Origin of the sequence: Phyllobacterium sp. UNC302MFCol5.2, assembly GCF_000686005.1 — a bacterium.
Taxonomy (GTDB): domain Bacteria; phylum Pseudomonadota; class Alphaproteobacteria; order Rhizobiales; family Rhizobiaceae; genus Phyllobacterium; species Phyllobacterium pellucidum.
Genome location: NZ_JMLL01000018.1, coordinates 91,444 through 108,820, shown reverse-complemented (window position 1 = coordinate 108,820; position 17,377 = coordinate 91,444). Strand labels below are relative to the sequence as shown.

General features: G+C 58.9%; 20 protein-coding genes and 1 pseudogene. 8 read left to right on the top strand and 13 right to left on the bottom strand.

Going from position 1 to position 17,377, the window contains the following annotated elements; translation table 11 throughout:
• Positions 1-4: 4 nt before the first annotated feature.
• The 7 genes from BR48_RS0122850 to BR48_RS0122820 form a co-directional block, all read right to left on the bottom strand.
• Positions 5-472, bottom strand: coding sequence for a MaoC family dehydratase (locus BR48_RS0122850; protein ID WP_027233436.1), 468 nt, complete (start codon positions 470-472; stop codon positions 5-7).
• Positions 469-939, bottom strand: coding sequence for a MaoC family dehydratase (locus BR48_RS0122845; protein WP_027233435.1), 471 nt, complete (start codon positions 937-939; stop codon positions 469-471). Before BR48_RS0122845 ends, BR48_RS0122850 begins: the two co-directional genes overlap by 4 nt.
• Before the next feature lie 15 nt (positions 940-954).
• Positions 955-2,058: a redox-regulated ATPase YchF gene (gene ychF, locus BR48_RS0122840; RefSeq protein ID WP_027233434.1), complete on the bottom strand. Its 1,104-nt coding sequence runs from the start codon at positions 2,056-2,058 to the stop codon at positions 955-957.
• 12 nt (positions 2,059-2,070) lie between these two features.
• Positions 2,071-2,796 carry an aminoacyl-tRNA hydrolase gene (pth, locus tag BR48_RS0122835; protein ID WP_027233433.1) on the bottom strand — a complete coding sequence of 242 codons (726 nt, stop codon included), beginning with the start codon at positions 2,794-2,796 and terminating at the stop codon, positions 2,071-2,073.
• A 30-nt stretch (positions 2,797-2,826) separates the two neighbouring features.
• Positions 2,827-3,456, bottom strand: a complete 630-nt coding sequence (locus tag BR48_RS0122830; protein WP_027233432.1) for a 50S ribosomal protein L25/general stress protein Ctc — start codon at positions 3,454-3,456, stop codon at positions 2,827-2,829.
• A 215-nt stretch (positions 3,457-3,671) separates the two neighbouring features.
• Entirely contained in the window at positions 3,672-4,604 is a 933-nt protein-coding gene (locus tag BR48_RS0122825; RefSeq protein ID WP_027233431.1) for a ribose-phosphate pyrophosphokinase, read from the bottom strand.
• A 144-nt stretch (positions 4,605-4,748) separates the two neighbouring features.
• Positions 4,749-5,288, bottom strand: a complete 540-nt coding sequence (locus BR48_RS0122820; protein ID WP_228017890.1) for a hypothetical protein — start codon at positions 5,286-5,288, stop codon at positions 4,749-4,751.
• Positions 5,289-5,840: 552 nt separating this feature from the next.
• Here BR48_RS0122820 and BR48_RS0122810 point away from each other — a divergent pair.
• The 3 genes from BR48_RS0122810 to BR48_RS0122800 all read left to right on the top strand — a co-directional run bounded on the left by BR48_RS0122810 (position 5,841) and on the right by BR48_RS0122800 (position 6,922).
• Positions 5,841-6,020, top strand: a complete 180-nt coding sequence (locus tag BR48_RS0122810; RefSeq protein WP_027232003.1) for a DUF3606 domain-containing protein — start codon at positions 5,841-5,843, stop codon at positions 6,018-6,020.
• A gap of 127 nt (positions 6,021-6,147) precedes the next feature.
• Positions 6,148-6,300, top strand: coding sequence for a hypothetical protein (locus tag BR48_RS26510; RefSeq protein ID WP_197030385.1), 153 nt, complete (start codon positions 6,148-6,150; stop codon positions 6,298-6,300).
• A 145-nt stretch (positions 6,301-6,445) separates the two neighbouring features.
• Positions 6,446-6,922 (top strand): Hsp20 family protein, encoded by a 477-nt coding sequence (locus BR48_RS0122800; protein ID WP_027233428.1) that lies wholly within the window; start codon positions 6,446-6,448, stop codon positions 6,920-6,922.
• 346 nt (positions 6,923-7,268) lie between these two features.
• Here BR48_RS0122800 and BR48_RS0122795 read toward each other — a convergent pair whose 3' ends face one another.
• The 4 genes from BR48_RS0122795 to lgt are packed head-to-tail and all read right to left on the bottom strand — an operon-like array spanning position 7,269 to position 11,217.
• Positions 7,269-8,420 carry a Xaa-Pro peptidase family protein gene (locus tag BR48_RS0122795; RefSeq protein WP_027233427.1) on the bottom strand — a complete coding sequence of 384 codons (1,152 nt, stop codon included), beginning with the start codon at positions 8,418-8,420 and terminating at the stop codon, positions 7,269-7,271.
• Positions 8,421-8,424: 4 nt separating this feature from the next.
• Positions 8,425-9,216, bottom strand: coding sequence for a peptidoglycan editing factor PgeF (gene pgeF, locus BR48_RS0122790; RefSeq protein ID WP_027233426.1), 792 nt, complete (start codon positions 9,214-9,216; stop codon positions 8,425-8,427).
• Between the two features lie 49 nt (positions 9,217-9,265).
• Entirely contained in the window at positions 9,266-10,369 is a 1,104-nt protein-coding gene (locus tag BR48_RS0122785; RefSeq protein WP_027233425.1) for a class I SAM-dependent methyltransferase, read from the bottom strand.
• The gene (gene lgt, locus BR48_RS0122780; protein ID WP_027233424.1) at positions 10,366-11,217 is read right to left on the bottom strand and encodes a prolipoprotein diacylglyceryl transferase; all 852 of its coding nucleotides are present in this window, start codon (positions 11,215-11,217) and stop codon (positions 10,366-10,368) included. The genes BR48_RS0122785 and lgt overlap by 4 nt, the downstream gene beginning before the upstream one ends.
• Before the next feature lie 179 nt (positions 11,218-11,396).
• Between lgt and BR48_RS0122775 the strand changes: the two are divergent.
• Positions 11,397-11,633, top strand: a pseudogene (locus BR48_RS0122775) (accessory factor UbiK family protein); the annotation flags it as partial.
• A 140-nt stretch (positions 11,634-11,773) separates the two neighbouring features.
• Here BR48_RS0122775 and BR48_RS26400 read toward each other — a convergent pair.
• Complete coding sequence (locus tag BR48_RS26400; RefSeq protein WP_155810955.1) at positions 11,774-11,947, bottom strand: hypothetical protein; 174 nt, start codon at positions 11,945-11,947, stop codon at positions 11,774-11,776.
• Positions 11,948-12,464: 517 nt separating this feature from the next.
• Between BR48_RS26400 and BR48_RS0122765 the strand changes: the two genes are divergently transcribed.
• The 4 genes from BR48_RS0122765 to BR48_RS0122750 all read left to right on the top strand — a co-directional run bounded on the left by BR48_RS0122765 (position 12,465) and on the right by BR48_RS0122750 (position 15,695).
• Complete coding sequence (locus BR48_RS0122765) at positions 12,465-12,965, top strand: YbjN domain-containing protein (protein ID WP_027233422.1); 501 nt, start codon at positions 12,465-12,467, stop codon at positions 12,963-12,965.
• 32 nt (positions 12,966-12,997) lie between these two features.
• Positions 12,998-13,333 carry a tRNA-binding protein gene (locus tag BR48_RS0122760; protein WP_091923824.1) on the top strand — a complete coding sequence of 112 codons (336 nt, stop codon included), beginning with the start codon at positions 12,998-13,000 and terminating at the stop codon, positions 13,331-13,333.
• Positions 13,334-13,430: 97 nt separating this feature from the next.
• A complete protein-coding gene (locus BR48_RS0122755) occupies positions 13,431-14,420 on the top strand; it encodes an AraC family transcriptional regulator (RefSeq protein WP_027233420.1) in 990 nt (329 codons plus the stop codon).
• Between the two features lie 60 nt (positions 14,421-14,480).
• Positions 14,481-15,695, top strand: coding sequence for an MFS transporter (locus tag BR48_RS0122750; protein ID WP_027233419.1), 1,215 nt, complete (start codon positions 14,481-14,483; stop codon positions 15,693-15,695).
• 104 nt (positions 15,696-15,799) lie between these two features.
• Here BR48_RS0122750 and BR48_RS0122745 read toward each other — a convergent pair whose 3' ends face one another.
• On the bottom strand, positions 15,800-17,371 hold the full coding sequence (locus BR48_RS0122745; RefSeq protein ID WP_027233418.1) for a GMC family oxidoreductase: 1,572 nt from the start codon (positions 17,369-17,371) through the stop codon (positions 15,800-15,802).
• Positions 17,372-17,377: the final 6 nt, after the last annotated feature.

Sequence of the window (17,377 nt, the reverse complement as noted above, 5' to 3'; positions counted from 1 at the left end):
ACCTTCAAGCGGGCAGCGCAACAAGGGCGGTGCTGTCGAATGAAAGAACCTTGTCGCCATTCTGGTTATAGGCGGCGGAGGACATCTGCATCATCGACCAGCCCGGCCGCGACTTGAGCGGGCGCACGTCGTGCAAGGTCCGGGTAAAGCGGATCGTATCGTCGGCATAGACCGGCTTCAGCCATTTCAGGTTCTCAAAACCCGGTGAGGGGCCGAATTGCGGCGGCTGTTCGCCTCGTTGCAAGGCTTCTGCGATGATCCGCTTCATGTCCTCGACATTGAGGCGCATCCATATAGCCGTCGTATGCCAGCCCGAGGCACAAAGTCCGCCGAAATTGCTTTTCCTAGCCGCTTCAGGATCGACATGAAAGCGTTGCGGATCGTACTTCGACGCAAAATCAATGATCTCGCTGGCGTTGAAGCGATGGGTGCCGAGGTCGCGCTCCACGCCAATGTATTGTTCGATGCTCATGCTTGCACGGGTTCCCGTGTCGAGAACATCGCGGTATGTTCGAGCTCGCATACCAATATGCCATCCTGATTGAAGACGTCGTGATGCATCTTGACGAACCCGAGGGAAGGTTTCGACTTCGACAGGCGTTGTTCGAGGATCGTCGTTCGTCCTGTGAGCGTGTCGCCGGCGAGAACCGGATACTTCCATTTGACGAAGTCGATCCCTGGCGCGCCTTGCGAGGTCGAATCGAGAAGATAGGCGTCGCATAGCATGCGCATGAACATCGAGACCGTGTGCCAGCCCGAGGCCGCCAACCCGCCGAGGATACTGGCCCTGCCCGCGGCCTCATTCAGATGAAAGGGCTGGGGATCGAACTGACTGGCGAAATCGATGATTTCTTCCGTCGTCACCTGCTTGGAGCCGAGCGACCATTCACTGCCGACGATGAAATCCTCATAGGCGTAGGTGGGCGTGCGTTCAGCCATTTCAATACAACCGTATCAGGTGTTGAACTTGAACAGCATGATATCGCCGTCCTGGACGATGTATTCCTTGCCCTCGTCGCGGGCCTTGCCAGCTTCCTTGGCGGCCGCTTCGCCGCCGAGGCCCACATAGTCTTGATAAGCGATGGTCTGGGCGCGAATGAAGCCACGCTCGAAATCCGTATGGATGACACCAGCCGCCCTTGGCGCTTTCGAACCGCGCTCGACGGTCCAGGCGCGTGCTTCCTTCGGGCCTACGGTAAAGTAGGTGATGAGGTGCAGCAGTCGGTAGCCGGCGCGGATCAACCGATCGAGGCCGGGCTCGTCGAGGCTCATTGCCTCAAGATATTCGCGCGCTTCTTCATCGGGAAGCTGCGCGACTTCGGCCTCGATGGCGGCTGAGATGGTGACTGTCTCGGCGCCCTGTCCGGTCGCCATTTCCTCGACAGCCTCGGTATATTCATTGCCGGTTGCGGCATCGCCTTCGGCAACGTTGCAGACGTAAAGAACGGGCTTGGAGGTCAGGAGATTGAGGTCCTGAAGGATAGCGAGATCGTCGGGCGCGATGCCGTTCAGCATGAAGCGAACCGGCTGCCCGTCCTGGAGTAGTGAGAGGGCCTGTTCCATGATCGGAAGCACAGCGAGCGCTTCCTTGTCCTTGCTGCTCGCACGCTTGCGGAACTGGACGATGCGCCGTTCGAGGCTTTCGAGGTCGGCGAGCATCAGTTCGGTCTCGACGGTCTCCGCGTCGGCGACGGGATCGATGCGGCCTTCGACATGGGTAATGTCGTCGTCCTCGAAGCAGCGCAGCACGTGCACCACTGCATCCACTTCGCGAATATTCGCAAGGAACTGGTTCCCGAGGCCTTCACCCTTCGATGCGCCGCGCACGAGGCCGGCAATATCGACGAAGCTGATACGCGTCGGGACAATATTGGCGGACTTGCCGATCTTGGCGATGGTTTGCAGGCGCGGGTCGGGAACCGCCACTTCGCCCGTATTGGGTTCGATCGTACAGAACGGGTAGTTGGCGGCCTGCGCCGCCGCCGTCTTGGTCAGGGCATTGAAGAGCGTGGATTTGCCGACGTTAGGCAAGCCAACGATGCCGCATTTGAAACCCATAATGTGCGATCCTTATTCTTTCTTGCCGAAGAGCTTGTTCAGCATGTCGGCCATGGGGCCGGATTTTGGAATGGTGACGGCAGGCTTTTGCTGGCGCGCCTGCCGGATATGGCTTTGTCCGGTACTTTTTGCAACCGGCTTTTCGGTTGTCGCGGGCTCGCTCCTGGCGTTGCCGCCGACGGCAAGCGCGACGCGGTTCATGAAACCGGAATCATCCTTGCGGACCAGCAGTCCGGCATTGGCGGCAATCGCCTCGAGCAGGGGATCGAGCCATTCGCGATCCGCCTTGGCGAAATTGCCGAGAACATGGTTGGAGACCATTTCCTTGCCGCCTGGATGGTTGATACCGAGGCGGACGCGCTTGTAATCCTTGCCGCAATGGGCGTCGATCGATTTGATGCCGTTATGGCCGCCCGAACCGCCGCCGATCTTGACGCGCACCTTGCCTGCGGCCAGATCGAGTTCGTCATAGATCACGATGAGATCGCCGACGCCGAGCTTATAGAAGCGCATGGCTTCGCCGACGGCCTGGCCTGAAAGGTTCATGAATGTCTGGGGCTTGATCAGGATGGTCTTTTCGCCGTCGATCATCCCATCGGCGATCAGTGCCTGGAACTTGCGGGTCCAGGGAGAAAAACCATGGCGGCGATGTATTTCATCCGCCGCCATGAAACCGATATTGTGCCGGTTTGCAGCATATTGGGAGCCCGGATTGCCAAGACCTGCGATAAGCAGCACGCGCCTAGCTCCCAATAGTCGAAAGGACGATTACTCGCCTTCTTTTTCTGCAGTTTCAGTCGGTTCCGCTGCTTCGGTGATGTCTTCGTCAGCGGTTGCATGGCCAGCGATCGTAGCAATCGTGAAATCGCGATCCTGAATGACCGGTGTCGCGCCCTTCGGCAGCGTCACAGCGGAAATGTGGATCGAGTCGCCGATCTGCGTGCCGGTGAGATCGATTTCGATTGCTTCCGGAATTGCATTGGCCGGAACATGCAGCTCGATGTCGTGGCGAACGATGTTGAGAACGCCGCCGCGCTTGATGCCGGGCGAAGCCTCTTCGTTCAGGAAGTGGATCGGTACATGGACGTTGACGACCGACTTGGCCGATACGCGCAGGAAGTCGACATGGACCGGCTTGTCGCTGACCGGATCGAGCTGGTAATCCTTGGGCAGGACCTGGATCGACTTGCCATCCAGAAGGATGTTGGCAATCGTCGTCTTGAAGCCGCCGCCGTGAATCTTGTAATACAGCGTCTTGTAGTCGAGGGTGATCGAGATTGGCGCCTGCTTGTCACCATAGATGACTGCTGGCACTTTACCGTTGCGGCGAATGTCCCGGGCGGACCCCTTACCGACCCGTTCGCGCGCCTCGGCCTTGAGCTCGTATGCTTCGCTCATGGCATTTCCTTTCGAGGTTCAAATCTGGAGTGTTTTTCGAGACCACAAGGTGGATGCACAAAAAACATGAAGCGGTCCAATGCTCATCCGAGACCGGATGAATGACCGCCCCATTCCGCGTTGCCTCCAAGGGTGTCTACGCGGATGGCGGCTCTATAACGGAAACCCGGCGCCAGTGCAAGTTTGTTGGTCGGCGTCCGATCAACCCGTTCGGCTTAGTCGAACAGGCTGGAAACGGATTCTTCCGAGGCCGTGCGCGATACCGCCTCGCCGATCAGGTCGGAAATCGACAGGACGCGGATGTTGTGCGCAGATTCGATAGCTGGCGTCGGCTGAATGGAATCGGTGATGACGAGTTCCTTCAGCTTCGAACTCGCTATGCGGGCGACTGCGCCGCCTGAAAGAACACCGTGGGTGATATAGGCGGTGACGCTCGTTGCGCCCTTGGCGAGGAGGGCCTCGGCCGCATTGCACAGCGTGCCGCCGGAGTCGACGATATCGTCGAAAAGCAGGCAATCCTTGCCGCGCACATCGCCGATGACGTTCATCACTTCGGATTCGCCCGGGCGGTCACGCCGCTTGTCGACGATTGCTAGCTGCGCATCGATGCGCTTTGCCAGCGAGCGCGCGCGCACCACGCCGCCGACATCGGGGGAGACGACCATGACGTTCGATGTGCCGTAATGGGCGCGCACATCGCGCGCAATGACCGGCACAGCATAGAGGTTGTCGGTCGGGATATCGAAGAAACCCTGGATCTGGCCGGCATGGAGATCAAGCGTAAGGACGCGATTGGCACCGGCCTCGGTGATCAGATTGGCAACGAGCTTTGCCGAGATCGGCGTGCGCGGACCAGGCTTGCGGTCCTGGCGGGCGTAACCGAAGTAGGGAAGCACCGCGGTGATGCGCTTGGCCGAGGAACGGCGGAACGCATCGATCATGATGAGCAGTTCCATCAGGTGGTCGTTGGCGGGAAACGAGGTGGACTGCATGACGAAGACATCTTCGCCGCGGACATTCTCCTGGATCTCGACAAATATCTCCTGGTCGGCAAAGCGGCGAACGCTGGCTTTTCCAAGCGGAATATTCAGATATTTGGCGACAGATTCAGCGAGAACACGATTGGAATTGCCCGCGAACAGTTTCATGCCGATTTTTCCCCACGTCTTTTCAGAGCGTCAGCCAATTAAAGGATATGGCGGGCCTTTTACTGTGCTTCCCGCACAATGCAAGCATGCAGCAAGAAATCCAACTCTATTCCGTGGCATTATCCGGCAAAACGCGTAAATATGTCACGTCTTGGCGCCGGAAACCCAGGCGAGATAACCCTGTATCGCCTTGTCGGCGATGCCTTCCATGGTCTTGGCCGGTACCGTGCTCCAGGGATCGGCGCCGCCACCCGGCACTTTTTCCTGGCCCTGGATACGGTGCAGCCGGGTTCCGGCCGGATCGAGTACGTCCCATACATAGATGATCGTCGTCTGGTTGCCGTCGGGCAGGGCCGAGAAATAACCCTTCATGATGTGCGTGTTGTCGGTATCGGCGGCGGTGCCGAGGACAATACCCTTTTCCTTGGCAAGAGCCGAAAGGCGCTGCGACAGCGGCGTTGCGGCAGCGATTGGCGCGCCGACGATAGGGGCAAAGCGAAGCTTGGCGGTGCGCGCGGCGCCTGGCGCATTGGCGGTGGTGGTCGGTGCGGCCCCGGCAGTTGCGGGGAGGGGGGCACCGGCAGTCGTCTGCGCCGCTGTGGCGGTCGTTTGGGCTGTACCAGGCGTTGCCGGTGTGGTCGCGCCGCCCTGTGCCGCGGGCAGGTCGGCCTTGCTGACGCCCATCGGCGATTCCGAACTGTTGCAGGCGGCGAGCGCGAGTGTTGCAAGCAATGCGACCGCGCATGTCAGTGAGTTACGAGACCACATCTTCAGTCAAACCCCGTCATGAGCCACCTTATCAAAATAGAAGCAGAAGAGAGTTTTATTTTACGATCAAGTCAACCCGGCTATTGACTATGCTTCGTTTTTTGTCGCGTCGCCCGCACCTTTATCGCGATGCGGGTATAGTTTGTTCGCTGCACGTTCTGCAAGCCTCTTCCGTTCAGCGCTTCTCGCATCAGTTCTGCGAAACCCCGTATAAGCATTATGTTCATCGCGAGATGGGCCTGTGTTGCGACGGCGTGCTTGGCCTGAAATCTCTCACCGCGTCCACGTATGATGGACATTGCTTTTAGGCAATTCCGTGGAGACGTCGTCACCCTTGCGCTTCACGCGCTTGCGAGCTGCCGGACTGCTCCAACCCCGACGAAGCTTCTATCAGTTCGGGCCGGGAGCGGAACCTAAATCCTTTGCGGCTGTTGAGAAACAATCAGCCACAGCCGCGGAGAAACCCAAATGTCAGATGACAAATCCAAGCAGGACAATCGAGACCGCGCCACAGTATCGGCAAGCGAGGACTACGAGGTGAACTACCTCATGACGAAACATGACATCAGCAAGGACCGGGCGCTTGAGCTGATCAAGAAGCACGGCGGCAGTCGCAAGAAGATCGAGAGCGAACTTGGAGGCCGCTGACCCATGGCCGCCTATGATCTGTTGTGGACGACACTTCCAGTTTTGATCGCCGCCCTTCTCTTCTCCATTCCCGAGATCGGCCCACCCAAAAGTGGTCATCGTCATCTTGCTACCGAAGGACGGTAGAATGGAGTATTTGTGGTTTGCGGTGGTGTTTGGCGGCCCGATCGTCCTCGGCGCAATCCTTGCCTTTGGCATGATGAAGCGCCGGCGCCTGACGGAACGAGAAAAACAGGCCTCAAAACAAGCAACCAGGAAGCTTTATCGCTCGGACGATTAGCAATTTTTTTGCACCGAAAATCTTGACAGCGTTTCCTGCCATTACCAAATTTTCGCGGTCGGTTGCACGTCAGTGGACCGACGTCAGGGAGCGCCAAGCTTCTTGGCGCGCCTCATTTCTATGTTGCTCAAAGGAGGACCTAGCTATGAGAAGCAACGTCGATTTTTCCCCGTTCTACCGGTCGAGCGTCGGCTTTGACCGAATTTTCAATCTGCTCGAAAACTCCACCCAACCGCAAGGCTCGGACAGATGGCCCCCCTATGACATCGTCAAGCTCGGGGAGGACAAATATCGCATCGTGATTGCTGTGGCCGGCTTCAGGCAAGATGACCTCGCCATCACCCATGAGCCGAATCTGTTGGTGGTCAAGGGCGACAAGTCCTTTGATGAAGAGCTGCAGTATCTTCACCACGGTCTGGCGCTGAGGCCATTCGCCCACCGCTTCGAGCTCGCGGACCATGTAAGCGTCACCGATGCGCGTGTCGACAATGGTCTGCTGATCATCGATCTCAAAAAGGAGATCCCCGAGGAAATGAAGCCGCGTCGGATCGCGATCAGCGGATCCGCCAATACGATAGCCGGCGATAGTTCCAACCGGGTCAGCGATAATCGGGCTGCCTAGGAGTGCCTTCCTCCACCTCATCAACTGGGTGAGGTGGAGGCCAGTTTGCCTTGATCTTTGTGAAGGGTGAAAGCCATGCAAGCTATAACATCAGGACCAAAACAGCAGCGGACAGTCCCTCCGGACCTGTTGCGAAAGATAAAATCCCAAGCGTCGGAAACCGTCCAGGCCACCCAGACACTTGCCGACATTTTACGAAAAGCCAAGGGTGGGTATATGAGGCATCGATTCAAAACCAATAAGTCTTGACCGATGCATTTATTGGCGAGTCCCTGAGTTGGGACTCGCACTTGGTTGCGGCAGGCCGGATTTGCAGCGACGATCTAGTTTGCGATAGCAACCATGGTTACTTTACGATCAAGTCAAGAGGTTGGCGCGACAGGGTTTCAGCCGCGCCGTTGGTCGTAAGATAGGTCCGGCCCAGCGTCATCGCCGTATTGGTGTCGGAGTCGAATATGATCATGTGCCCAAACAGCGTCATGTCCGGCTGGATACGCTCTGAGTTTCCCGGATAGAACATCGGCATGTCCATCCAGGACGGGGTAAAGCGCGCGCCAACAGAATATCCGCAAGCATTCAAGCGATGGCGGGTCAGTTCATGGGCTTCCATGACCTTGGCATGGGCCTCGAAGACGTCGCCGAAGGTCGAGGCGGGGGTCATGGCCGCCTCGACTGCAAGCAGGGCCTCCTGCGCCGCATCGAAGAGTTCCTGATGGCGTTTCGATGCCTTGCCGGTAAGGACCGTCCGCATCATCGGTGCGTGGTAGTGGCGGTAGACACCAGACCATTCAAGCGTCAGCTGGTCGTTCTTGGTCAGTTTGCGGCGGCCGGACTTGTAGCGGCACAGAAGCGCATCGTCGCCCGAACCGATGATGAATTCATTGGCCGGGTAGTCGCCGCCGCCCGCAAAGATCGTCGATTGCATGGCCGCAAGAATGGCGCCTTCATCCGCGCCTGCCTTGATCAGTTTCAACGCCGCATCGAGGGCGTCGTCGCTGAGTTCGGCGGCCTTGCGGGCGTAGACAATTTCCGCTGGGCTTTTCAGCGCGCGGAGTTTGTCGACGATGCCGGAAATGTCGACCAGTTGCCCGAAAGCCGTCAACTGCTCGTCGAGTCGTCGGCCGTCAGCGGCCGTCAGCCCGTGGGTCTGGTATTCGATGCCGATGCGGCGGCCAAGAAGATCGAGGTCATTCAATATTTCGCGCAAGTCCGCCGCGGGATTCGCATTCTCGCGATCCGCCCAGACGACGACGTTTTCGATGTTCGAGGTCTGGCGCGCTTGCCGCAGATCAGCGGACCGGGTCATAAGCACGTGACTGCCGTCGGCCTTCATCACAAGGCACTGGAAAAAGCAGAAGCCGAATGTATCGTAGCCGGTCAGCCAGTACATGCTCTCCTGCGCAAACAGCAGGACCGCATCGAGCTTCTGCTCGGCCATCACGATCATCAGGCGATCGCGGCGCGCAGCAAATTCTTCCGGTTCGAAATGAAGGGCCATACTGTTACTCCGTAATGGTGATCGCCGAGATTTGCCGACCGTAGTCTGGTTCCTTGCGATGCGTCGTCCGGCGATAGGAGAAGAACTGATCCTCGTCGGCATAGGTGCATTGGCGAAGCGCCGACGCATTCACGCCGGCCTTTTCGAGCCGGCCGACGATGAAACCCCAAAGGTCGAACATCTTGTGGCCATTGTTGTGCGACGGACGGAAAAAATCCTTGTAGGAAGCGTCCCGCTCGACGAACTGGTCATAAAATTCGCTGCCGACCTCATAATTGTCGGGGCCGATCGTTGGGCCGAGGACAGCCTGAATGCGATCGCGTTTTGCACCGAGCGCGATCATCGCTTCGATGGTGTTTTCGAGGACGCCGCCAAGCGCCCCGCGCCAGCCGGCGTGGGCGGCGCCGACCACCTTCTTGTCCTTGTCGGCAAAAAGTATCGGACCGCAATCGGCGGAAAGCGAGCCGATGACGATGCCTGGCGTTGCCGTCACCATGGCATCGGCGTTCGGCCGCGTTCCGACAAAGGGACGGTTCACCGTGATGACGTCCGGCGAGTGCACCTGATGCACCGTGACGAGGTGTGTCAGCGGGGCACCGAGCGTTTCGGCGACGCGCCTGCGGTTTTCGCGGACGCGCTCCTGATTGTCCTTGGAGCCGCTTCCGACATTGAGGCCGCGATAGATCCCGTCCGACACCCCGCCCTTGCGGGTGAAAAATCCATGGGCGATTCGGTCTTCTTCGGGGGATCCGAGCAGGGCTGAGCGCAACGGTGCCGGTTTTTCGGAGTTGATCATGCTGTATGCCTTTCAAGGCCCGGGATGGTGGTTGAGCGAGCGCGCGAAGTCAATTGCCCTGGGTTCCGGCTTCGCTGCGTTCGAACGGAAAGGTGTGCGTTGCCACGTCCGCGATGCACAGCACCTTGAACAGTGTGCCCATCTGGTCTGGCCCCGCGAGGCGCTGGACATCGGCGCGTATCCGTTCCTGAAATTCCGGCGGTTTGTCACGGCCAAGCGCGCCGGCCCGGTCGAGGATGCCCATGGCGACGAGAAAATTGCCCTGGGTCATGGCATTCGTCTTGCAGCCCTCATGACGGGCGGCCTGCGCCAGACTGTGGAAATCGACGTGGGTGGTAAGATCGGCTGCGCCGGGTATGTGCAGCACGTCAACCGATTCATGGCGGCTGAGCGCCTGCAGCGTATCGCCAAACCCGGGTTGCAGGTGGCCGTAGTCGAACAGCAGCGCGGCGCCGCGCTGCTTGCGCATACGCATGGCGATCTCCTGCATCAACGCGCTTCGCGCCGGAGCGATCTCGAATATGCTGCCTTCGGGTGCAACATCGCTTCCGGCCGGCAACAGGGCAGCGTCGATCGAACCGGAACCCGCAGCAAAGAACAGCCGGCCTGCGAGGTCGGCCGCTATCATGCGCTCAACGAAACGACCGTTGGTCTTGACGTATTGTCGCGACGGAATGGCGTCGAAAAGCTCATTGGCAACAAGGAGGAGGGGGCCATCGGCGACTTCGCCGAAGGTCTTTGTCCAGGTGATGCGTTCGGCATGCGCCGTCAGCTTTTCCTGTTGCACCGACCGCAGGCGATCGCTGATCTCGACCATGTGGATTTTGGCGGCGGCGGCGAACTGCGGCGAGAGCTTGGCTGCGGCGCGCAGGAGGTCCTGCATCAGAGTGCCGCGCCCCGGACCCATTTCGCAAAGAACGAAGGAGGCAGGAGCGCCGAGCGCGCGCCAGGCATTGACGCACCAGACGCCGATGAGCTCGCCGAACATCTGGCTGATTTCCGGCGCGGTGATGAAATCGCCATCCTTGCCGAAGGGTTCGCGCGTCGTGTAGTAGCCCGCATCGCGATCAAACAGGCACATCGCCATGTAGTCGGCGACGCTGATCGGGCCGCTCGCTTCGATCTGCCTGATGATCCGCTCTTTCAGGTTCATCGCCCTGTTGCGACCTCGGGATTTCGTGCCGACACTATAAAGGCAAGTCCAACCAGAATCATCGGTATCGACAGCACCATGCCCATTGTGAGCCAGCCGCCGTAAAGATAGCCGAGCTGCGCGTCCGGCTCGCGGAAAAACTCGACGAAGATGCGCGACAGGCCATAGAGGCCAATGAAGGTTCCGCTGATAAAACGCGGGTATTTCAGCTTTCGTCCGTAAAATATGAGCACGGCGAGTACCGTGAAGAGGACGATGCCTTCAAGTGCTGCCTCATAGAGCTGGCTTGGGTGGCGGACGAAGGGTCCGCCCGTCGGAAAGACCATGCCCCACGGCACATCGGTCGGACGTCCCCAGAGTTCGCTGTTGATGAAATTGGCAACGCGCACAAGTCCAAGCCCGACAGGCACGCCAGCCGCGATCGTATCGAACATGCTGTACACGTTGATCCTGCGCGAACGGGCAAACAGGATCATCGCAAGGATAACACCCAGCAGGCCGCCGTGAAACGACATGCCGCCTTCCCAAACTTTGAAGATATCCAGCGGATGGGACAGATATTTCGGCAGATCGTAGAAAAGAATGTAGCCGGTGCGCCCGCCAAGGACGACACCGAGGGCGGCCCAAAGGACGAAATCGTCGAGATCGGTCGGCTTCATCGGCGGTGTATTGTTCGCCCACAGACGTGGCTTGGAGATGAGTTTCTTCGCATACCACCAGGCAAAGAGAATGCCGACGACGTATCCAAGTCCATACCAGTGCACGGAAAGCGGGCCGATGGAAAATATGACAGGATCAATATCAGGAAAAGCAATCGCAGCTAATGCAGGAAGGAGGATTTCGCTCACAAAGGCGCTCCGTGGCAGGACAAATGTTGGCGGGACCATGCGCGAGGGCATGAACAGCGTCAAGCGGCGTGTTGGGTAACATTTGTGCGGGCTTGCGCCAATCACGGCGATTGTCGGACTTGCTTGCAATCGCTGTCGGCGACGATTATTTGTTTCACGAAACCAGAGAGGTATCCGCCATGAGCAATGGACCAAACCGCGTTCTCGATGAACTGGCAAAGCTTGTGACCGATGCTGCGGGCGCGGCGCAGGGCGTCCGGCGCGAAGTCGAAACCGCCTTTCGCGGTCAGGCCGAACGGCTGCTCAACACCATGGACGTCGTCCAGCGCGAGGACTTCGAGGCCGTACGCGAGATGGCGATCAGAGCCCGGGCCGAAAACACCGCGCTGCTGGCGCGGATCGAGGCGCTGGAGGCTCTCGTAGGCGCCGATGGCAAAACCGCGGACGCCGCCGAGAAACCCGGCATATCGAGGGCCAGGCCAAAGAAAGCATAGCCTCGAGCACCGCGATCTCGATCAGAAGCGTCTCATCAGACCTTTTCGCGTGCGGGCTCGATCTAAGCCGATTCGCCTTTTGCCAATCTGTCCTCGCCGGCTGCGAGCGCCGCTTCCTCCGTATCGAACGGGCCAACCTTTGGTCCCTGTTTGCCCTCGGCGGTTATCGCATAGTACCAGAGCCCGTCGTCATTTTTCTGGTTCACAGTCACTTTTTCACCTGGTTCACTAGACATTGCACATCTCCGTTCTTTGTTGGTCGCCCTGTCGAACGACAGGTTAGATGCCCACGATATCGGAGATATGACGAAACCATGCATTGGCCTTATCGCGAGAAATAGATCGCGTCGTTTAAATTTACGAAATGAACGGGCTTTTCATCGCCGGCGTTGTGTATTTCCGCCGCCAATGCGCAATCCCCAAAATAAATCTTAAGAATTTATCAACAGGTGGAAATCGCCGAAAATCGTTTTCTTAGAGTCGGTTAAAGGGGGCTCGTGAATCTTTTTGGCAGCGTCTTTCCACACCCATTCGCGCCATTCTGCCAAAAGGGGGCTGGCGCTCGGACTCAGCATCAATACACTGAAATTACAGCATGATTCGTAAAAGGGATCATGCAGCGGTTGGGCTGGCGTCCAGCCGTCATCCGGCTGGTGCGTTCTGCCTGTCGGTGCGGTTTCAAGCGTATGTGTGCTTTGGGTGGGTGCTGCATTCCCGCAGCGTCGATGGGATTCGAAATAGCAGGTAATGGCGATGAACCTTCTGGAAATAGAAATTGCGCGTGATCTCCATCCAGTGGATGTGATTGAACATGTTGCCCACACCAATGAGTGGGCATTCGAGCGCACCGGGGAAGATGAAATTGCCATAACCGTCGAAGGGAGCTGGACCGACTACCAGATTTCCTTTTCGTGGATGGAGGATTTCGAGGCTCTGCATCTTGCCTGCGCCTTCGACATCGCGATCAGCGAGCCGCGCGTCAACGAGGTCATGCGTCTGCTTTCCCTGATAAATGAACAATTGCTGATGGGCCACTTCGACCTTTGGCGTCAGGAAGGCGCCATCATGTACCGTCAATCGCTGCTGCTTTCGGGCGGCGCCGAGCCAACCAGCAAACAGGTCGAAGTTCTGCTTTCAAGCGCGCTCGATGCCTGCGAGACCTATTTCCAGGCTTTCCAGTTCGTCGTCTGGTCGGGCTCGACCGCACGGGAATCACTCGACAGCATCCTGTTCGAGACGGTAGGTTCAGCCTGATCGGTTCAACGTTCAGGCAGCATCCAAAGATCATGACGATAAGTTTTGACGATTTCGAAAAGGTCGATATCCGCGTCGGTACCATCATCGAGGCGCAAGCATTCCCGGAGGCACGCAAGCCTGCCTTCAAGCTGAAGATCGATTTCGGCTCCGAGATCGGGATCAAACGCTCTTCGGCGCAGATCACCAAGCATTATACGATCGAGGAATTGCAAGGCCGGCAGGTCATGGCGGTGGTGAATTTCCCACCCCGCCAGATCGGGCCCTTCATGTCGGAAGTCCTGACGCTCGGGTTTCCGGATGATGAAGGCGCCGTCGTGCTTGCGGCGGTCAGCAAGCCAGTGCCCAATGGGGGCAAGCTCTTTTAGTTGGCAGCCGTCTCGCCTTCGCGCCGAAGGCTGGAAAGGCTATTGCAGAATATCGGCCCCACTTGCCTGCCGGACGCTCAGCATATAGATTAGCAAAATGCTTGATCATTCGTCCCGACCCAATTCGCCGCCACATATTCCAATGGATGCGCTGAGCGAGGTCCTGCAGGACTTTCGCTTGAATGGGGTCAATTATGGTCGTTGCGAGCTCCGACATCCATGGAGCATCGCCTTTCCGCAACAACCACTGCTTCGTTTTCACTTTGTCGGGCAGGGTCCCTGCTGGATGCACACGGATGTGCAAGGCTGGCAGGAATTGCACGATGGCGACCTGGTGCTGCTGCCGCAGGGCATCGCCCATCGGCTCGCCAGCGCGCCGGACGTGTCGGGCGACTCGCTCGAGAGTTGCCAGGTGACCAAGTTAGGGAGCAACGTCTGCGAAGTTGTGCGCGAAGGTACCGGGGCGACCAGCACCCTTTTCTGCGGTTCCATGGCGCTGAACGCATGTGCGCTTAACCCATTGATCACTTTGATGCCACCGATCATCAAGGGCTGCGACGTAGCAGGAAATGACCCGATCGTCGGTCCATTACTCGCAGCCATGACGACCGAGGCCGCGCAACCGCAGATGGGGAGCGCCACCATCCTGTCGCGCATGGCGGATCTCCTCACGGCGCGGCTCATCCGTTGCTGGGTCAATTGCAACGGAGCCTCGACGACCGGTTGGCTCGCCGCTATCCGAGACCCGCATATAGGGCGCGCCCTGGCAGCAATGCATCGGGACCCCGGCCGTAACTGGACTCTCGAAAGTCTCGCCGGCCTCGCCGGCCAGTCGCGGTCGATTTTCGCCGAACGCTTCAGCGCTGTTTTAGGTGAGGGTGCGGCACGCTATCTCGCCCGTCTGCGTATGCAGCTTGCCCGCGAATTGCTGGGGCAAAGCGGCATGTCGGTTGCCGAGGTTGCTACACGGTTGGGCTATGAATCCGAGGCATCCTTCGCCCGCGCATTCAAGCGCATCACCAATGTCTCGCCGGGCGTTGTGCGCCGCACAATTTCCGGACGAACAGACATGAATTTCGGATTTTAGGATACAGATCATCCGAGGTAACTGATTTATGAAGTATCTCCAAACCTTGGAGATGCTTCGATGACAGACACAACACTACAGCTTGAAGGCGCGGCAATAGAGCTTGATGGCGCCGCACCAGTTGCGTGGAGCCGGGGTACCTGGTTCGCGGTCCTTTCAATGGCGGCGGCGAGCTTTGCTCTCGTCTCCGCCGAATTCCTGCCGGCCGGCCTGTTGACGCCGATGGCGCGCGATCTCGGCATCAGCGAGGGGACGGCCGGACAGGTCGTCACTGCCACTGCTTCCGTCGGCGCCGTCACGGCCATGTTGAGCAATGTTCTCATCGGCCGCTTGAACCGTAAGACCGTGCTGGTCGGCCTCAGCGCCCTTGCGATCGGTTCCAACATTCTTGCGGCGCTAGCCACCGATTTCTGGCTATTATTGCTGGGCCGGGCCGGGCTGGGCATCGCCCTCAGCGCGTTCTGGGCGCTTTCAGTCGCCGTCGTCGCAAGGCTGGTCGGCGCCAATGCGACAGGCCGGGGCATGGCTATCGTCACCCTCGGCGTATCGCTCGCCACCATTGCCGCACCGTCGATGGGTGCATTAATCAGCGACTGGCTAGGGTGGCGCAGCGCCATGGCCATGACCGCGGGGCTGGCGGCGTTTGCCATGCTGCTGCAGTTGCTCAGCCTGCCGACCCTGCCTGCAACCACAAGCAACAGCCTTGCCGATGTCCTTCGGCTGACAAGGCGGCGCGGCATTCAACTCGGCATGCTCGCCATTCTTTTGCTGATGACGGGGCATTTTGCCGGCTCGGTCTATGTGCGCCCCTTCCTCGAACACGTAACGCTCCTTGCAACCGGGCCGATTGCCCTGGCGCTGCTCGGCTTCGGTGTCGCCGCCGTGGTCGGTAATATCGCCGGCGGCCGCTTGGCCGACGCCAATATCCGCATGGCGCTGGCTGTCACCGCCGCCCTGATGGCATTTGCGGCGCTCGCCTTGGTACTTTGGGGCGTGCACATTGGCGTTGCCTTCGGCTTCGCTACGCTGTGGGGCTTCGCCTTCGGCATGGCTCCGGTGGTGCTGCCGACAAACTTGTCCCGCGCCGCGCCTGACGCGCTGGAGGCAGCGGGCAGCCTGATGGTCACCTCTTTCCAGGTCGCCATCACGATTGGCGCGGTTGTCGGCGGTTATGTCGTCGATACCTATGGCGCCACGGCTCCCTTGACCCTTACCGGCATACTTGCCGCAGCGACAGCCGTGCTGGCGCTGCTACAGCCCCGCACTGAAGAATAGGATCGGCTGGTTCAAGGGCCTAGCTACACCATTGACGCAATCTCGACGGGAAATTGCGCCAATGGCGTAGCCCGGTCTGCTTGGGAGAAATCAACCGGGCGTTTTCAGATTGTCTTGGCCGCCATCTCCTGTGCGATATAGTCGGCCTGGCGGATTGCCAGGCTGACAATGGTGAGCGTCGGGTTCTCCGCGCCGCCCGTCGTGAACTGGCTCCCATCCGCGATAAACAGGTTCTTGATGTCGTGGCTCTGCCCGTTCTTGTTGACGACGCCGTCCTTTGCCTTCTCGCTCATCCGGTTGGTGCCGAGATTGTGGGTCGAAGGATAGGGCGGTGTCGGGAAGGTGCGCACTGCACCGACGGACTTATAGAGTTCCTGACCCTGTTTATAGGCATGATCCCGCATCGCTTTGTCGTTGGGATGGTCGCTGAAGTTCACATTGGCGATGGGTAGGCCATATTTGTCCTTCTCATCCTTGTGCAGGGTGATGCGATTGTCCTCTTGCGGCATGTCTTCGCCGACGATCCACATGCCAGCCATGTTTACATATTGGTCGAGCGCCGAGGTGAAAGACCGGCCCCACGCGCCCGGATCGAGGAACGCCGCCAGGAAGGGGATGCCAAGGGACAACGTCTCCATCTCATAGCCGCCGACAAAGCCGCGCGACGGATCGTGTTTTGCCTCATCGCGAATTATACCGGCCATTGTGGTGCCGCGATACATGTGCACCGGCTTTTCGAACACGGCATAGACGGAGCCGGTGGTGTGGCGCATGTAGTTACGTCCGACCTGCCCGGAGGAATTGCCGAGCCCGTCCGGGAACATGCTCGACGCGGAGTTCAGCAGCAGGCGCGGGCTCTCGATCGAATTGCCGGCAACGGCGACGATGCGAGCCTTCTGCAATTGCTGCTTGCCATCCTTGTCGACGTAGAGGACGCCGGTAACCTTGCCGCTCTTGTCGTGCTCGATCTTCTGCACCATTGAATTGGGACGGACCTCGAGCTTGCCGGTCTTCTCCCCTTTCGGAATTTCCGTATAGAGCGTCGACCATTTCGCGCCCCATTTGCAGCCCTGGAAGCAGAAGCCCGTCTGCTGGCAGGACATGCGGTCGTCGCGCTCGGCCGAATTGATGGCCATGTGTCCGGTATTGCATTCCTTGTAGCCGAGCTTGTCGGCGCCGGCTTTCAACACCTTGAAATTGTTGTTGCCGGGCAGACCCTCGATATTATTGGTGCGCGTGACGCCCATCTTGTCCTCGGCCTTGGCATAGTAGGGCTCGAGTTCGGCAAGGGTGATCGGCCAGTCGAGAAGGTTTGCACCCTTGACCTTGCCGTAGTGCGTCAGCGCCTCGAACTCGTGGTCCTGGAAGCGTAGCGATGCGCCGGCCCAGTGCGTGGTCGATCCGCCGACGGATTTGACGATCCAGGCTGGAAGATTTGGAAAGTCCTTGGCGACGCGCCAGTCGCCCGAGGTGGTGCGCTTGTCGACCCATGCAAGCTGGCCGAAGCTATCCCACTCGTCATTGATGAAATCATCATATTCGTGACGCGCGCCCGCTTCGAGTATGACGACGTCTATGCCTTTTTGTGCAAGTTCGTTGCCCAGCGTGCCGCCGCCGGCGCCGGAGCCGATGATGACGACGACGCTGTCGTCTTTGAGATCATAAGGTGCAGCCATGGTTTC

What these genes read in the sequence shown, in the direction of transcription:
- BR48_RS0122850 (WP_027233436.1), bottom strand. Translation starts at nt 472, where the DNA reads ATGAGCATCGAACAATACATTGGCGTGGAGCGCGACCTCGGCACCCAT.
- BR48_RS0122845 (WP_027233435.1), bottom strand. Translation starts at nt 939, where the DNA reads ATGGCTGAACGCACGCCCACCTACGCCTATGAGGATTTCATCGTCGGC.
- ychF (WP_027233434.1), bottom strand. Translation starts at nt 2,058, where the DNA reads ATGGGTTTCAAATGCGGCATCGTTGGCTTGCCTAACGTCGGCAAATCC.
- BR48_RS0122830 (WP_027233432.1), bottom strand. Translation starts at nt 3,456, where the DNA reads ATGAGCGAAGCATACGAGCTCAAGGCCGAGGCGCGCGAACGGGTCGGT.
- BR48_RS0122825 (WP_027233431.1), bottom strand. Translation starts at nt 4,604, where the DNA reads ATGAAACTGTTCGCGGGCAATTCCAATCGTGTTCTCGCTGAATCTGTC.
- BR48_RS0122820 (WP_228017890.1), bottom strand. Translation starts at nt 5,288, where the DNA reads ATGGGCGTCAGCAAGGCCGACCTGCCCGCGGCACAGGGCGGCGCGACC.
- BR48_RS0122810 (WP_027232003.1), top strand. Translation starts at nt 5,841, where the DNA reads ATGTCAGATGACAAATCCAAGCAGGACAATCGAGACCGCGCCACAGTA.
- BR48_RS26510 (WP_197030385.1), top strand. Translation starts at nt 6,148, where the DNA reads ATGGAGTATTTGTGGTTTGCGGTGGTGTTTGGCGGCCCGATCGTCCTC.
- BR48_RS0122800 (WP_027233428.1), top strand. Translation starts at nt 6,446, where the DNA reads ATGAGAAGCAACGTCGATTTTTCCCCGTTCTACCGGTCGAGCGTCGGC.
- BR48_RS0122795 (WP_027233427.1), bottom strand. Translation starts at nt 8,420, where the DNA reads ATGGCCCTTCATTTCGAACCGGAAGAATTTGCTGCGCGCCGCGATCGC.
- pgeF (WP_027233426.1), bottom strand. Translation starts at nt 9,216, where the DNA reads ATGATCAACTCCGAAAAACCGGCACCGTTGCGCTCAGCCCTGCTCGGA.
- BR48_RS0122785 (WP_027233425.1), bottom strand. Translation starts at nt 10,369, where the DNA reads ATGAACCTGAAAGAGCGGATCATCAGGCAGATCGAAGCGAGCGGCCCG.
- BR48_RS26400 (WP_155810955.1), bottom strand. Translation starts at nt 11,947, where the DNA reads ATGTCTAGTGAACCAGGTGAAAAAGTGACTGTGAACCAGAAAAATGAC.
- BR48_RS0122765 (WP_027233422.1), top strand. Translation starts at nt 12,465, where the DNA reads ATGAACCTTCTGGAAATAGAAATTGCGCGTGATCTCCATCCAGTGGAT.
- BR48_RS0122760 (WP_091923824.1), top strand. Translation starts at nt 12,998, where the DNA reads ATGACGATAAGTTTTGACGATTTCGAAAAGGTCGATATCCGCGTCGGT.
- BR48_RS0122755 (WP_027233420.1), top strand. Translation starts at nt 13,431, where the DNA reads ATGCTTGATCATTCGTCCCGACCCAATTCGCCGCCACATATTCCAATG.
- BR48_RS0122750 (WP_027233419.1), top strand. Translation starts at nt 14,481, where the DNA reads ATGACAGACACAACACTACAGCTTGAAGGCGCGGCAATAGAGCTTGAT.
- BR48_RS0122745 (WP_027233418.1), bottom strand. Translation starts at nt 17,371, where the DNA reads ATGGCTGCACCTTATGATCTCAAAGACGACAGCGTCGTCGTCATCATC.